15 protein-coding genes are annotated in these 13,930 nt (G+C 72.4%); 4 read left to right on the top strand and 11 right to left on the bottom strand.

What is annotated here, in order from left to right:
* Positions 1–16: 16 nt before the first annotated feature.
* The 8 genes from NYZ95_RS14725 to NYZ95_RS14760 form a co-directional block, all read right to left on the bottom strand.
* Positions 17–655 (bottom strand): spermidine synthase, encoded by a 639-nt coding sequence (locus NYZ95_RS14725; RefSeq protein WP_262852079.1) that lies wholly within the window; start codon positions 653–655, stop codon positions 17–19.
* A complete protein-coding gene (locus tag NYZ95_RS14730) occupies positions 639–1,538 on the bottom strand; it encodes an alpha/beta fold hydrolase (RefSeq protein WP_262852080.1) in 900 nt (299 codons plus the stop codon). The genes NYZ95_RS14725 and NYZ95_RS14730 overlap by 17 nt, the downstream gene beginning before the upstream one ends.
* 57 nt (positions 1,539–1,595) lie before the next feature.
* Positions 1,596–2,513: a carbohydrate kinase family protein gene (locus tag NYZ95_RS14735; RefSeq protein WP_262852081.1), complete on the bottom strand. Its 918-nt coding sequence runs from the start codon at positions 2,511–2,513 to the stop codon at positions 1,596–1,598.
* A 6-nt stretch (positions 2,514–2,519) separates the two neighbouring features.
* Positions 2,520–3,557, bottom strand: a complete 1,038-nt coding sequence (glpX, locus tag NYZ95_RS14740) for a class II fructose-bisphosphatase (RefSeq protein WP_262852082.1) — start codon at positions 3,555–3,557, stop codon at positions 2,520–2,522.
* 134 nt (positions 3,558–3,691) lie between these two features.
* Positions 3,692–4,690 (bottom strand): ABC transporter ATP-binding protein, encoded by a 999-nt coding sequence (locus NYZ95_RS14745; RefSeq protein WP_262852083.1) that lies wholly within the window; start codon positions 4,688–4,690, stop codon positions 3,692–3,694.
* Positions 4,687–5,505, bottom strand: a complete 819-nt coding sequence (locus NYZ95_RS14750; protein WP_262852084.1) for an ABC transporter permease — start codon at positions 5,503–5,505, stop codon at positions 4,687–4,689. Before NYZ95_RS14750 ends, NYZ95_RS14745 begins: the two co-directional genes overlap by 4 nt.
* The gene (modA, locus tag NYZ95_RS14755) at positions 5,502–6,269 is read right to left on the bottom strand and encodes a molybdate ABC transporter substrate-binding protein (protein WP_262852085.1); all 768 of its coding nucleotides are present in this window, start codon (positions 6,267–6,269) and stop codon (positions 5,502–5,504) included. Before modA ends, NYZ95_RS14750 begins: the two co-directional genes overlap by 4 nt.
* Positions 6,266–6,691, bottom strand: coding sequence for a TOBE domain-containing protein (locus NYZ95_RS14760; RefSeq protein WP_262852086.1), 426 nt, complete (start codon positions 6,689–6,691; stop codon positions 6,266–6,268). The genes modA and NYZ95_RS14760 overlap by 4 nt, the downstream gene beginning before the upstream one ends.
* 90 nt (positions 6,692–6,781) lie before the next feature.
* Here NYZ95_RS14760 and NYZ95_RS14765 point away from each other — a divergent pair, with 90 nt between their 5' ends.
* A complete protein-coding gene (locus tag NYZ95_RS14765; protein ID WP_262852087.1) occupies positions 6,782–7,381 on the top strand; it encodes a DUF4245 domain-containing protein in 600 nt (199 codons plus the stop codon).
* A 10-nt stretch (positions 7,382–7,391) separates the two neighbouring features.
* On the opposite strand, the gene NYZ95_RS14770 is transcribed toward NYZ95_RS14765, so the two are convergent.
* Together NYZ95_RS14770 and xseA are read right to left on the bottom strand one after the other, a co-directional pair.
* Positions 7,392–7,649: an exodeoxyribonuclease VII small subunit gene (locus NYZ95_RS14770; RefSeq protein WP_262852088.1), complete on the bottom strand. Its 258-nt coding sequence runs from the start codon at positions 7,647–7,649 to the stop codon at positions 7,392–7,394.
* Positions 7,649–8,896 (bottom strand): exodeoxyribonuclease VII large subunit, encoded by a 1,248-nt coding sequence (xseA, locus tag NYZ95_RS14775; protein ID WP_262852089.1) that lies wholly within the window; start codon positions 8,894–8,896, stop codon positions 7,649–7,651. Before xseA ends, NYZ95_RS14770 begins: the two co-directional genes overlap by 1 nt.
* Before the next feature lie 105 nt (positions 8,897–9,001).
* Between xseA and NYZ95_RS14780 the strand changes: the two genes are divergently transcribed.
* Positions 9,002–9,976, top strand: a complete 975-nt coding sequence (locus NYZ95_RS14780) for a 4-hydroxy-3-methylbut-2-enyl diphosphate reductase (RefSeq protein ID WP_262852438.1) — start codon at positions 9,002–9,004, stop codon at positions 9,974–9,976.
* A 64-nt stretch (positions 9,977–10,040) separates the two neighbouring features.
* Here NYZ95_RS14780 and npdG read toward each other — a convergent pair whose 3' ends face one another.
* Positions 10,041–10,724 (bottom strand): NADPH-dependent F420 reductase, encoded by a 684-nt coding sequence (npdG, locus tag NYZ95_RS14785; protein ID WP_262852090.1) that lies wholly within the window; start codon positions 10,722–10,724, stop codon positions 10,041–10,043.
* 88 nt (positions 10,725–10,812) lie between these two features.
* On the opposite strand from npdG, the gene NYZ95_RS14790 reads away from it, so the two are divergent.
* Together NYZ95_RS14790 and NYZ95_RS14795 are read left to right on the top strand one after the other, a co-directional pair.
* Complete coding sequence (locus tag NYZ95_RS14790) at positions 10,813–13,332, top strand: bifunctional FO biosynthesis protein CofGH (protein ID WP_262852091.1); 2,520 nt, start codon at positions 10,813–10,815, stop codon at positions 13,330–13,332.
* Positions 13,333–13,434: 102 nt separating this feature from the next.
* On the top strand, positions 13,435–13,818 hold the full coding sequence (locus NYZ95_RS14795; RefSeq protein ID WP_262852092.1) for an SHOCT domain-containing protein: 384 nt from the start codon (positions 13,435–13,437) through the stop codon (positions 13,816–13,818).
* Positions 13,819–13,930: the final 112 nt, after the last annotated feature.

A 13,930-nucleotide genomic window follows, 5' to 3' on the forward strand; every position in this document is an offset into this window, starting at 1 on the left:
CCCGTACGGCCAGGGCTCAGCGGCGGGGGACCCGTCCCCGCAAGAGCCAGTACGCCTCCTCGCGTCCCTGCAGCCGTACGGGCACCCGCTCCGCGTACACGTGGGCGAACGAGGCCCCCAACGCCTGCCGGACAGGGGCCGAGTCGTCCATCGACCAGATGCACAGCTCGCCGTGGTCGCGCAGGCGTGCCGCGCACGTCGCCACGAAGGGCGCCTCGTACACCGCCGCGTTCGTGTCGTGGACCAGGAAGTCGGGTCCGTTGTCGACGTCGAGGAGGATCACGTCCACGCTCGCCTCGGGCAGGGCGGCGACGACCGCGCGGACGTCGTCGACCTGCAGGTCCACGCGGCGGTCGTCGATCAGGTCGGCGCCGGGCAGCGTGCCCTCCCGCATGAAGTCGGGGATCGCCGCCTCCAGCTCGGCCACCGTCACCTGCTTGACGCGGCGGTCGGTGAGGATCTCGCGGAGCGTGAAGCCCATGCCGAGCCCACCGACGACCACGTGCCGGGGGTCGGCGCACCCGGCGAGCGCGGCGCGCGCCAGCAGGCGCTCGGACGTCGTCTCGACGTCGTCCATGACGAAGACGCCGTTGACGCGCAGCTCGAGCGCGCCGTCCTCTCGACGTCGGACGACCGCGTCACCGCGCGTGTGCATGAGACCTCCGGGAGTTGCGGGCGATGGCGGCGGCGAAGAGGCTCTCGAGGTCCACGGGGATCTCGTGCGCCATGCCCGGCACCATCATCAGCTGGGCGCCAGGGACGGCGGCGGCGGTCGCGCGGCCGCCTGACGGGTCGACCATCGGGTCGGCGCCACCGTGGATGACGAGGGTGGGGACGCGGAGCCCGCCGAGAGCGCGCGTCCGGTCGGGCTGGGTCATGACGGCGAGCATGTGACGCATCGTGCCCTGGATCGACCAGCCGCGGGCGTACGTCTCACGGGCGCGCGCCTCGACAGCGGCGGGCGGGAGGCCGTACCGGCGGCTCGAGATCGCCCGCGCGCTGCGCAGCGACTGTCGGACGTAGCCCTCCTCGCCGATCCCTCCGGTCGCGAGCAGCATCCCGGCCAGTCGAGGGTGCTGCCACCCGACCGTACGGCGACCCGTCGTCGACATGATCGAGGTGAGCGACAGGACGCGGTCGGGGTGCTCGATCGCCAGGGTCTGGGCGACCATGCCGCCCATCGACTGCCCGACCACGTGGGCGGCGTCGATGCCGAGGGCGTCGAGGAGTCCGGCGGCGTCGGCAGCGAGGTCGGACAGACCGTACGGCGCGCGCCGCCAGCGTCCGGTCGCCGCCGCGGCGACCTGCCGGCGCGTCACGGGATGGTCGTCGAAACGCGTCGAACGCCCCACGTCTCTGCTGTCGTAGCGGATCACGTGGAAGCCCTGGGCGGAGAGCTCCTCGCAGAACCCGGAGCGCCACCAGTTCATGGGGCATCCGAGCCCCATGACGAGCAGCAGCGCCGGATCGTCCGCGTCGCCGAACGTCTCGTACGCGAGGGTGATCCCGCTGTCGAGGGTGGCGAGGCGCTCGGTCACGCCCCCATCGTAGGCAGCCGCGCTGGCTGGGGTACCCCAGCGGCGGTTGGCGTTTGGTCACCGGAGCGGAGGAAGTTCCTTGCGCCACGGTGGGTCGGCGCCCGGCCGCGAGCAGGTGATCGCCGCCGCCTGCGCGGCCAGCGTCCCCAGCCACTCCAGTGCTTCGACGTCGAAGGTGGGGCGGTCGAGCCAGCCGCGGACCACGAGGCCCGCGAGCAGCGCCGCCATGAAGGAGTCGCCGGCGCCGATCGTGTCGGCGACCGCCACCCGCTGGGCGGCGACCTCGACCGTGGTGCCGCCGCTGAGCAGCGTCACGCCGTCGCCTCCCCGGGTCACGACGACCAGCCGGGGACCCGTGTCGGCGACCTCGGCGGCGTACGCGAGCGGGTCGAGGCCCGGTCGGAGCGTGCGGGCGTCCTCGTCGCTCAGCTTCACGTACGAGGCGTGCGCGACGAGCCGGTCGACCCTGGCTCGTACGTCGTCGAGGTCGGGCGTGATCGCGGGCCGGACGTTCGGGTCGTACGAGACGGGGACGCCGGCGGCGTGGGCCTGCGCGACGAGCGCGGCGACCGCGTCGGCCCCAGGAGCGAGCGTGGCACCGATCGAGCCGGTGTGGACCAGGTCGAAGTCCTCCGGCGCGGGCATCTCGTCGGGATCCCACACCAGATCGAACCGGTACGACGCGACGCCGGCGGCGTCCAGGGTGGCCTGGGCGAGCGAGGTGTCCTCGTGGTGCGGAGGGAGCGACCGGAGGTCGACCTCGGAGGCGTCCACGTGGTCACGGACGAGGTCGCCGTACTCGTCGTCGCCGACCTGAGCGGCCAACGTCGTCGCGACGCCGAGCCGGGCCAGCCCGACCGCGACGTTGAGCGGGGAGCCGCCCGGGTGCGCCTCGACGAGACCCGTCGGGCTCTCGGTGAGGTCGACCAGCGCCTCGCCCACGACGAGCGTGCGTGCTCCCGCGTCCGAGGCCACGGTGCGTCAGCCCTCGTAGTCGATCGAGGCGTACGCCTTCAGCTTCTCCATGCGGTGCTCGGAGATGATCTTGCGGTACGTGCCGGAGCGCGAGCGCATGACGAGGGACTCCGTCACGGCGATGCCCGAGCCGTACCGGACGCCGTTCATGAGCTCGCCGTCGGTGATGCCGGTCGCGACGAAGAAGCAGTCGTCGCCCTTGACGAGGTCGTCGGTGGAGAGCACCGCGTCGACGTCGAGGCCGGCGTCGACCGCCTTCTGGCGCTCGGCGTCGTCGGTGGGCCACAGCTTGCCCTGGATGGCGCCGCCGAGAGCCTTCATCGCGCAGGCGCTGATGATGCCTTCGGGGGTGCCGCCGACCCCGGCGAGGATGTCGACGCCGGTGCCGGGGCGCGCGGCGTAGATCGAGCCCGCCACGTCGCCGTCGGAGATGAACTTGATGCGGGCGCCGGTCTCGCGGATCTCGTCGACGAGCCCGGAGTGGCGCGGGCGGTCCAGCACACACACGGTGACCGACGAGACCGAGAGGTTCTTGGCCTTCGCGACCAGACGGATGTTCTCCGCGATCGGGAGGCGGATGTCGATGACGTCAGCGGCCTCCGGACCCACAGCGAGCTTGTCCATGTAGAAGACGGCCGACGGGTCGAACATCGCGCCCCGCGGCGCCACCGCGAGGACGGAGACCGCGCCGGGCATGCCCTTGGCGGTCAGCGTGGTGCCGTCGATCGGGTCGACGGCAACATCGGCCTCGGGGCCGGTGCCGTCACCGACCTGCTCGCCGTTGAACAGCATCGGGGCGTTGTCCTTCTCGCCCTCGCCGATGACGACGACGCCGTTCATGCCGACGGTGTTGATCAGCGAGCGCATCGCGTTGACCGCGACCCCGTCAGCGCCGTTCTTGTCGCCCCGCCCGACCCAGCGTCCGGCCGCCATCGCCGCGGCCTCCGTGACCCGGACCAGGTCCAGGGCGAGGTTGCGGTCGGGGGCCTGAGCGGCGGGGGTGAGAGGGCCTGGCAGCTTCGATCCGTGCGCGCTGGCGGTCATGGCGGCATCTTACGTCTGGTCCGCACTGCCGCCCGGGGCGGGATTTTCGCGGTCCGCACCACCTATTGCTCCCGGTCACTCCTCGTTGGGGCCAACGGAGAGTGGGGCGGCCAGGGCGCGGAAGGCGCGTTCGTTCAGTCCGTGAACGTCGTCACCTCGGTCTCCTTCACGCTCGCCCACACGGCAAGCCCTTCGTGGAGGTCGAGCGCGGCGACGGCCTCGCGCGTCACGTCGGCGACGAGCGACACCGCACCCCGCAGGTGCACGCGCACCGCGTCGCCGTGGGGGACGAGGCTCGCGATGCGCAGCTGCCACAGGTTGCGGGCCGAGGTGATCGGCTCCTCGCGGAAGAGCGTGACCGCCGTCGGGCTGAAGGTCCGGTACGTGTCCCCGTCGCGGAGCAGGTTGCGTCCCATCAGGTGCGCGACGTACTCCGTACGGGGGCGGCGCGAGATCTCCTCGGGCGTGCCGGTCTGGGTGATCCGGCCGTGCTCGACCACCGCGACGCGTTCGGCGAGGACGAACGCGTCGAGCGGGTCGTGGCTGACCAGCACCGTCACGCCGCCGAAGGTCCGGATGTGCTGGCGGAGGAACGCGCGTGCCTCTGTCGTCACCGACACGTCGAGCGCCGACGTCGGCTCGTCGAGGAGGAGGAGCGCGGGGTCGCACGCGAGCGCGCGCACGATCGCGACACGCTGACGCTGACCGCCCGACAGGCGCCCGGCCTTGCGCCCTGCGAGATCGGCCAGTCCCGTACGAGCAAGGAGGTCGTCGGCCTGCGCGCGGGCCTGGCGGGGTCGCCGCGCCTGGGCACGGTGGTGCCGCAGGCCGAAGGCGACGTTGTCGCGCACCGACAGGTGCGGGAACAGCAGCGGGTCCTGGAACACCATCGTGAGATCGCGCTGAGGCGTCGGCGTCCGGATGCCCGCCGCCGTGTCCTCGAGGACGGTGCCGCCGAGCACGACGCGGCCCTCCTCGAGCGGAGTGAGGCCGGCCAGGGCGCGCAGCAGCGAGCTCTTGCCGGCCCCGTTGGGTCCGACGAGCGCCAGGACCTCGCCCGGCGGCACGGTGAACGCGGCGTCGGCGTCGAAGCTACCGCGACGCATCCGCAGGTGTGCCTCGAGGCCCTTCACGGCTGCCCCGCCCAGGCGCGCCCGGTCCACGACGAGCGCAGTGCGACGAGGACAGCGACGCTGATCCCGAGCAGGATCACGCTGAGCATGATCGCCGTGTCCGGGTCGGACTGCATCGCGCCGTAGATCTCCAGCGGCATCGTGCGCGTGACACCGGGGACGCTGCCGGCGAAGGTGATCGTGGCTCCGAACTCGCCGAGCGCGCGGGCCCACGCCAGGGCAGCACCCGCAGCGATCCCCGGACCGGCCAGCGGCAGCGTGACGCGCCAGAACGCGACGAGCCGCGAGGCGCCGAGCGTCGCGGCGACCTCGTCGTACCGCCGGTCCGCCGTGCGCAGCGCGCCCTCGACGCTCATGACGAGGAAGGGCAGGGCGACGAACGCCTGGGCCAGGACGACCGCCGCCGTCGTGAAGGGGAGCGTCACGCCGAAGGCGTCGTCGAGCCACTGCCCGACGACGCCACGACGGCCGAACGCCATGAGGAGCGCCACGCCGCCCACCACAGGCGGAAGGACCAGCGGCACGTTCACGAGCGCCCGGACGACGCTGCGGCCACGGAACTCCGTACGGGCGAGCAGCCATGCCAGCGGCACCCCGAGCACCAGGCACACGGCGGCTGCGACCGTCGACGTCACCAGGCTCAGGCGGAGGGCGTCGCGGATCGCCGGGTCGCCCAACCGCTCCAGGAACGTCCCCCACGGCGCGCGCAGCAGCAGGCCGACGAGGGGGAGGAGCAGCAGCAGGAGTCCGGCGGCCGAGGGCAGGACCAGCGTGACCGGTACGCGGCCGAGGGCGGGCGCGTCGCGTGTGCTCACGCAGCCGGTCCGAACCCGTGCCGCGCGAGGACCTTCTGGCCCTGCTCGCCCGTCACGAGCGCCACCCACTCCCGGGCGAGCGCGGGTGCCTCGGACTCCGCCAGGACCACGATCGGATCCACGTTGACCACCTCCGAGGCGTTCGCAGCCTCGACTGTCTCGACGGCATCGCCCGCTGCCTTCGCGTCGGAGCGGTAGACGAGACCCGCGTCGACCTCGCCGAGCGTGACCTTGGTGAGGACCCCCTTGACGTTCTGCTCCTCGGTGGTCGGCTTCGACCGGTTGCCGTCCAGGGAGAGCAGTCGCCGGGCGGCGTCACCGCACGGCGCCGCGGGGACGCACACCGCGAACGTGGCCCGCCCCAGGTCCTGCACGCCGCGGACCCCGCCAGGATTGCCGGGGGGCGTCACGATCGTGAGCGTGTTGGTCGCGAACGGGGCCGGGTCGCCGTCGGCCGCCTTCGCCTCGACGACCTTGCGCATCGTCGCCTCGTCGGCGGTCGCGAGGACGTCGGCCGGCACGCCTTGGAGCACCTGCTCGGCCAGCACGGCCGAGGAGTCGTACGCGAGCCGGACGTCGACCCCGTCGTGCTCGCGCTCGAAGGCCTCTTCGAGCTCGTCGAAGGCCTCGGTCAGCGACGCTGCCGCCAGGACGGTGAGCGTACGGTCGCCGGCGGAGCCGTCGTCGCCCTGCGCGCCCCCGCAGGCGGCGAGGAGGGACACGGCGGCGAGAGACCCCGCAACAGCGGCGCGGACCCGGTTCACGGGACGACCTCCACGGTGACGTTGGTGGCCTTCACCCCGGCGACCGCGACGACGCCGACCTCGAGCCCGAGGTCGTTCACCGCCTCGGCGCTGATGAGGGAGACGATCCGGTACGGGCCGCAGCACATCTCGACCTGCGCCATGACGGTGTCGGCGACGACGCGCGTGACGATCCCGCGCAGCTGGTTGCGGGCGCTGCGGGCGTGGGTGCGCTCGGTGTCCACGGGCCCGTCGGCGAGCTCCACCGCGAGGGCCGCGAGCTCCCGCCCGTCGACGGCTGCGGCGCCCCCGGGCGTCCGGGTCGGCGTGAAACGCCCCTGGTCGGCCCAGCGACGGACCGTGTCGTCGCTGACGCCGAGCAGCTCGGCGGCCTCGGAGTATCGGTACGCAGGCACGGCAGCATCGTACGACCTTGTCCGCATCTGCGGAAGATTTCGCGTACCTGAGCCGAATCTGCGGCGGACCTCGTACGGGTGCCTGGCCGTGCTGGGGTGGCCTGGGAGAATGGGCCCGTGAGCAGCACCGACCCCTCCCCGACTCCTGAGCACGCGACGCAGGAGTCGCCGGCGCAGGACCAGGCTCCGGCCAAGCCGCGCTCGAGCTACGGCAATCCGGCGTTCGCCGACATCGCGCGCTCCATGGGCGTCATGGCCGTGATCGTGGTCGGGCTGTTCTTCGTCGGGCAGTTCTTCTGGGGCAACACCCCGGACGAGCGGCCGGCCGTGGAGTACGAGCAGACGGTCGAGGAGGTGCGGCAGACAGCGCCGTACCCGGTCTATGCGCCCACCTCGCTGCCCGACGGGTGGCGCGCGAACGGCGTCACGTTCAAGCCGGGCGAGTCCGGCCGTTGGCACCTCGGGTTCCTCACCGACGGGGACCGCTACATCGGGCTCGAGCAGGCCCTCGACTCTGCGCCCCGGATGATCGAGACCCACGCGCCGGGCGTCGAGCAGCGCGGCGACGTCGAGGTCGCGGGCAAGACCTGGCAACTGTGGACCGGCGGGGGAGAGACCACCTTCGTCCGCGAGGAGGGTGACATGACGCTCCTCGTCACCGGGCCCGCCCCTCGCGAGGACATCGAACGCTTCCTCGGGCTGCTCGCCAGCGAGTAGCCTCGCAGAGTCACGACGTGCCGGAGTCCGTCCCGCCTCGCTGGGCCGCCGCTCGCTCCTGAGCCCGCTCCAGCCGCGCCCGCGCACCGTCCAGCCACTGCTGGCAGATCGCGGCCAGCTCCTCGCCGCGCTCCCACAGGGTGAGCGACTCCTCGAGCGTCGTACCTCCCGCCTCGAGCCGAGAGACGACCTCGGCAAGCTCCTCGCGCGCCTGCTCGTACGGCACGTCGGGGGTGGCCGCCGCGTCGTCGGCGCTCTGCTCGGTCATCAGGACTCCTCGTCATCGGTGAGGTCGGCGTGCGGGGAAGGGGCGGTGGAGAGCGTACGGAGGCTCGCGTGGCCGTCGACCACCCGGAGGGAGACCTCGGCGTCGGGGGCCAGCTGCTCGATGGAGGTGACGACGCGGCCGTCGGTGGTCTGTGCGACGGCGTAACCGCGCTCCAACGTCCGCAGCGGCGAGAGCGCCCGCACGCGGGCGAGCTGCGCGGCCGCCTCGTGGTGCGCGAGGTCGAGCCGGTGGCCGAGCGAGCGCCGCGCCCGGCCCAGCAGCTCGTCGACGCGGGAGGTCTGCTCGTCGATGAGCGTGACGGGTCGCGCCATCGCAGGCCGGCTGCGGATCGCGTCGAGCCGGTGCTGCTCGCGACCGAGGCGCTGGTCGACCGCGTACCAGGCGCGCCGACGCAGCTGCGCGAGGTGCTGCAGCTCGTCGACGACGGCCGGGACGACCCGCTTCGCCGCGTCCGTCGGCGTGGACGCCCGTACGTCGGCGACGTGGTCGAGGAGGGGCACGTCCGGCTCGTGCCCGATGGCGCTCACCACCGGCGTACGGGCGGCGGCGACCGCGCGGACGAGGCCCTCGTCCGAGAACGGCAGCAGGTCCTCGACGGAGCCGCCGCCGCGGGCGATCACGATGACGTCGACCGCCTCGTCGGCGTCGAGCGCCCGCAGCGCGGTGATGACCTGGGCCGCCGACGAGCTGCCCTGCATGAGCGCGTACGAGATCTCGAACTCCACGCCGGGCCAGCGCAGACGTGCGTTCTCGAGGACGTCGTGCTCGGCCGCCGAGCCCTTGCCGGTGATCAGGCCGATGCGGTGGGGGAGGAACGGCAGCGGGCGCTTGCGGGCCAGGTCGAAGAGGCCCTCGGCGGCCAGGAGCTGGCGGCGCTGCTCGATGCGCGCGAGCAGCTCACCCATCCCGACGGGGCGGATGTCACGCGCGTTCAGCGACAGGGTGCCGTTGGCCGGGTAGAAGTCGGGCCTGGCGTGGATGACGACGCGGGCCCCCTCGGTGATGGGCGTCGGAGAGCGGTCGAGGACGATCCGCCGGCAGGTCACCGACATCGAGATCTTGGCGTCGAGGTCGCGCAGCGTCAGGAAGCACACGCCCTGGCGGCGCGTGAGCTGCGCGATCTCGCCCTCGATCCACTGGGCGCCCAGCCGCGCGATGTAGTCGCCCATCAGCTGGGAGATCACGCGCAGCGGCGCAGGGGAGTCAGGGCTGGTCTCGAGGGCCATGCAGCAACCCTAGGCGCATCGGCGGACAGCGGGCGGCGACGGCGTCGGGGCTGTGGAGGACTCCCCTACGATGGGGACATGGCTTCGGACACGGTGACCCTCGGCATGCCCGCGCTCGGCGCGGACCGCGACCTCCTGCTGGCCGCCCCGCGCGGCTACTGCGCAGGCGTCGACCGCGCGGTCATCACGGTCGAGAAGGCGCTCGACCTCTACGGTGCGCCCGTCTACGTCCGCAAGCAGATCGTCCACAACAAGCACGTCGTGCAGACCCTCGAGCGGCGCGGTGCGATCTTCGTCGAGGAGCTCGACGAGGTCCCGACCGGGGCCACCGTCGTGTTCTCCGCGCACGGTGTCTCGCCGGCGGTCCACGACGAGGCCGAGGCCCGCGGCCTCAAGACGATCGACGCGACCTGCCCGCTGGTGACCAAGGTGCACCACGAGGCGAAGCGGTTCGCCCGCGAGGACTACCGCATCCTGCTCATCGGTCACGCCGGTCACGAGGAGGTCGAGGGCACCTCGGGCGAGGCACCGGAGGCGATCACGCTCGTCGAGACCGTCGCCGACGTCGAGGCGCTGGAGTTCCCCGAGGGCACCAAGCTCTCGTGGCTCTCGCAGACCACGCTCAGCGTCGACGAGACGATGGCGATCGTGGACGCGCTGCGGGCGAAGTTCCCTCAGCTCGAGGACCCGCCGAGCGACGACATCTGCTACGCCACGCAGAACCGCCAGCTCGCCGTCAAGGAGATCTCCGAGGGCGCCGACCTGATGATCGTCGTCGGCTCCGCGAACTCGTCCAACTCCGTACGCCTGGTCGAGGTCGCGCTCGAAGCCGGCGCCAAGGCCTCGTACCGGGTCGACGACGTGTCCGAGATCCGCGAGGAGTGGCTCGAGGGCGTCGAGAAGGTCGGCGTGACCTCCGGCGCGTCCGTCCCGGAGGAGCTCGTCGAGGGTGTGCTCGCGTTCCTCAACGAGCGCGGGTTCCCGACGGCGACCGCGGTGCACACCGCCGAGGAGAGCCTCATCTTCGCCCTGCCGCCGGAGCTGCGTCGCGACCTCCGCAAGGCCGGCCAGCCTTCCTGACCCCGCAGGACGTCATACGTTCGGAGGGCCTCGACCCGCCGTACGTATGACGTCCGCGGAGGCGTCAGGCGCGGGCGTCGTCCGGGAGACCGGCGAGGTGCAGGCCCGAGCGGACCTTGTAGCGCTTGTTCACGTTGATGAGCACGGCCGTGAACGGCTCGAGCTGACGCGCGATCCGCAGGGCACCGGCATCGATCCCGCGCTGGCCGCTGACCGTACGGGCGAGCTCGGCGACGACGTCCTTCGACTCCGGGTCGTCCCCGCACACGAGCACGTCCTCGTGGGACAGCGGCTCGGGGGTCTTCCAGAGCGAGAGCGCCGCGACGTGGTGGAACGCGCCGACGACCTTCGCGCCAGGGACCGCGGCCTGCGTCAGCTCGGCGGCCGACTCCGGGAGCGTCAGACCGTACGGGCCCGCGGCGTCGAACGCGAGCGGGTTCACGCAGCTGATCACCGTCTTGCCGTCGAGGACGGACGCGAGATCGGCGACGAGCTCCTGGTAGCCGTCCCACGGCACGGCCAGCAGCACGAGGTCCGCGCCCGCCGCGGCGTCGGCGTTGGTCGCGCCGGACAGCGTGCCGGAGCCGCCGTTCTCCGCGACCCGCGCCGCGATCTCCTCGGCCTTCTCGGTGGCGCGCTCGGCGGAGCGTGATCCGATCACGACCGTGTGGCCCGCGAGGGCGAAGCGGTAGGCGAGTCCGCGGCCCTGCGGGCCCGTCCCGCCGACGACGGCGATGGTGTGAGTCATGCGTGTCCTTCGCTCAGACGAAACTTCGTGGTCCGCGACCGGACGCATCGTCTCACGTGTCGCGGAACGCGATTACGATGAGGCGATCATGACGAGCGAGCGCGAGATCCGACGGGCGCTGGCCCGCGCAGAGGCCGGCAAGTCCCTCGACCACGACGAGGCGGTCGCGCTCGCGTCGGCCCGTGGCGACGACCTGGTGCGGCTCTCGGAGATCGCCTCCCGGGTGCGCGACGCCGCGATGGAGGCGGCAGGGCGCCCCGGAGTCGTCACGTACTCGCGCAAGGTCTTCATCCCGGTGACGCGCCTGTGCCGGGACCGCTGCCACTACTGCACGTTCGCCACCACCCCCAACCGCGTCGAGGCCCCGTTCCTCTCGCCGGACCAGATCGTCGCGATCGCGGCGCAAGGCGCGGCGCAGGGCTGCAAGGAGGCGCTGTTCACCCTCGGCGACCGCCCGGAGGACCGCTGGCCCCAGGCCGAGCAGTGGCTGCACGAGCACGGGTACGACGACACGCTCTCGTACGTGCGCGCGATGGCGATCCGCGTCCTCGAGGAGACCGGCCTCCTGCCCCACCTGAATCCCGGCGTCATGTCGTGGGCCGAGCTGCAGCGGCTCCGTCCCGTCGCGCCGTCGATGGGCATGATGCTCGAGACGACGGCGACCCGGTTGTGGTCGGAGCCGGGCGGTCCGCACTACGCCTCGCCCGACAAGGACCCCGCGCTGCGCCTCCGGGTGCTCGAGGACGCCGGCCGGATCGGCATCCCGTTCACCACCGGCATCCTCGTCGGCATCGGTGAGACCGTCTCCGAGCGCGTCGACGCGCTGTTCGCGCTGCGCCGGGTCGCCCGGACGTACGGGGCGGTGCAAGAAGTCATCGTCCAGAACTTCCGCGCCAAGGACGACACGGCGATGCGCAACGAGCCGGACCTCGGCGTCGAGGAGTACCTCGCGACCGTCGCCACGGCACGTGTCGTCCTCGGGCCTTCGGTGACGCTCCAGGCGCCGCCGAACCTGTCCGACCCGGACTCGATCGCGCCGCTGCTCGCCGCCGGCGTCGACGACTGGGGCGGCGTGTCGCCCGTGACGCCCGACCACGTGAACCCCGAGCGCCCGTGGCCCCAGATCGACGACCTCGCCGCTTGGACCGCCGCGTCCGGGCTCCGCCTGGCCGAGAGGCTCACCGCGCACCCGCGCTTCGTACGGGAGACGCTGTCGGGGGAGCGGCCGTGGTTCGACACCCGGCTCGTCCCTCACGTGGCCGCGCTGGCGGCGCCGGACGGGCTCGCAGACGCCGACGCGCCGGTCGTCGGACGGCCGTGGCAGGAGCCGGAGACGCCGACCGAGGCGAGCGGCCGTACGGAGCTGCACACGGAGATCGACACGGTGGGGCGCAGCGCGGACCGACGGTCGGACTTCGTCGGTGTCTATGGCGACTGGGAAGAGGTGCGCGAGCACGCGTCGCGTACCTCCGAGCCGCTGGGCCTGCCGTCGGTGCCGGAGCGCCTCGACTCCGACGTCCGTACGGCACTGGCGCGCGCGGAGGCGACGCCCGGCGGCCTCTCCGATGCGGACTACCTCGCGCTGATGACGGCCGACGGGCCCGCGCTCGACGCTCTTTGTCGACTTGCCGACGACCTGCGCCGTGACGCCGTCGGCGACGACGTCACGTACGTGGTGAACCGCAACATCAACTTCACCAACGTCTGTTACGTCGGGTGCCGCTTCTGCGCGTTCGCGCAGCGCAAGTCCGACGCCGACGCGTACACGCTCTCGCTGGAGCAGATCGGCGACCGCGTGCGCGAGGCGGTGCAGCTCGGCGCGACCGAGGTCTGCCTGCAGGGCGGGATCTCGCCCGACCTCGGCCCCTCGGCGTACGCCGACATCGTGCGTGCCGTGAAGGCGGCGGCGCCGGACATCCACGTCCACGCCTTCAGCCCGATGGAGGTCGTGACCGCGTCGGCGAAGGCCGGCCGCTCGATCCGCGACTGGCTGAGCGAGCTCCGCGAGGCAGGGCTCGACACGATCCCGGGGACCGCGGCGGAGATCCTCGACGACGACGTCCGGTGGGTGCTGACCAAGGGCAAGCTGCCGGCCGCGCAGTGGATCGAGGTCGTGGAGACGGCGCACGCGCTGGGGATCCGCTCCAGCTCGACGATGATGTACGGCCACGTGGACAACCCGCGCCACTGGGTCGGCCACCTGCGGACCCTCGCTGAGGTCCAAGACCGTACGGGCGGGTTCACCGAGTTCGTCGCGCTCCCGTTCATCCACACGAACGCGCCGATCTACCTGGCGGGAGTCGCTCGACCGGGTCCGTCGATGCGCGACAACCGCGCGGTCCACGCGCTCGCGCGGATCATGCTGCACGGGCGGGTCGACAACATCCAGACGTCGTGGGTCAAGCTCGGCGTCGAGGGGACGCGGGCGATGCTCCAGGGCGGGGCCAACGACCTCGGCGGCACGCTGATGGAGGAGACCATCAGCCGGATGGCGGGGTCGCAGCACGGCTCGGCCAAGACCGTTGAGGAGCTGCGCACGATCGCCGAGGGCATCGGCCGCCCGGTGCGGGAGCGGCGGACCGACTACGCGCACCAGCGGGCGGCCTGACCGAATCACCCCGTGGGGGCGATGCCGGAGCGCCCGGGGAGGGTGACAGTGATCGGGTCGGTGCACTGCGTGCCGGCCTGATGACGTGCGGAAAGGCCTCCGATGGACGACTTCTGGGACTTCTTCTGGCTCCTCGTGTGGAGCTTCTTCTTCGTGGCGTACCTGATCCTGCTCTTCCAGATCCTGACGGACCTCTTCCGTGACCGTCACCTGAGCGGATGGTGGAAGGCGGTGTGGGTGCTCTTCCTGATCATCTTCCCGTTCCTGACGGCGCTGGTGTACCTCATCGTCCGCGGCGGCGGGATGACCGAGCGGCAGGTGGCCGCGATGCGTGCCGCGAAGGCGGAGACGGATCAGTACATCCAGCAGACCGCGGGCCACGCGAGTCCCGCGCACCAGATCGAGACCGCGAAGGCGCTCCTCGACGCGGGGACGATCACGCAGGCCGAGTTCGACCAGCTCAAGGCGAAGGCGCTCGCGACCTGACGTCCGGGTGTACGCCGCGGCGGTGAGTCTGGTCCCACAATGCCTCACGGGGTGGGACCAGACTCACCGCCGTGGCGCGCGCCAGCGCCACAACACCGCGCCGTGCGGGGGG

The sequence above is a fragment of the Mumia quercus genome (assembly GCF_025506335.1).
Taxonomy (GTDB): Bacteria; Actinomycetota; Actinomycetes; order Propionibacteriales; family Nocardioidaceae; genus Mumia; species Mumia quercus.

Coding starts and splice junctions, on each gene's coding strand:
- NYZ95_RS14725 (WP_262852079.1), bottom strand. CDS start 655: ATGCACACGCGCGGTGACGCGGTCGTCCGACGTCGAGAGGACGGCGCG.
- glpX (WP_262852082.1), bottom strand. CDS start 3,557: ATGACCGCCAGCGCGCACGGATCGAAGCTGCCAGGCCCTCTCACCCCC.
- NYZ95_RS14760 (WP_262852086.1), bottom strand. CDS start 6,691: ATGCGGACAAGGTCGTACGATGCTGCCGTGCCTGCGTACCGATACTCC.
- NYZ95_RS14770 (WP_262852088.1), bottom strand. CDS start 7,649: ATGACCGAGCAGAGCGCCGACGACGCGGCGGCCACCCCCGACGTGCCG.
- xseA (WP_262852089.1), bottom strand. CDS start 8,896: ATGGCCCTCGAGACCAGCCCTGACTCCCCTGCGCCGCTGCGCGTGATC.
- NYZ95_RS14780 (WP_262852438.1), top strand. CDS start 9,002: ATGCCCGCGCTCGGCGCGGACCGCGACCTCCTGCTGGCCGCCCCGCGC.
- npdG (WP_262852090.1), bottom strand. CDS start 10,724: ATGACTCACACCATCGCCGTCGTCGGCGGGACGGGCCCGCAGGGCCGC.
- NYZ95_RS14790 (WP_262852091.1), top strand. CDS start 10,813: ATGACGAGCGAGCGCGAGATCCGACGGGCGCTGGCCCGCGCAGAGGCC.
- NYZ95_RS14795 (WP_262852092.1), top strand. CDS start 13,435: ATGGACGACTTCTGGGACTTCTTCTGGCTCCTCGTGTGGAGCTTCTTC.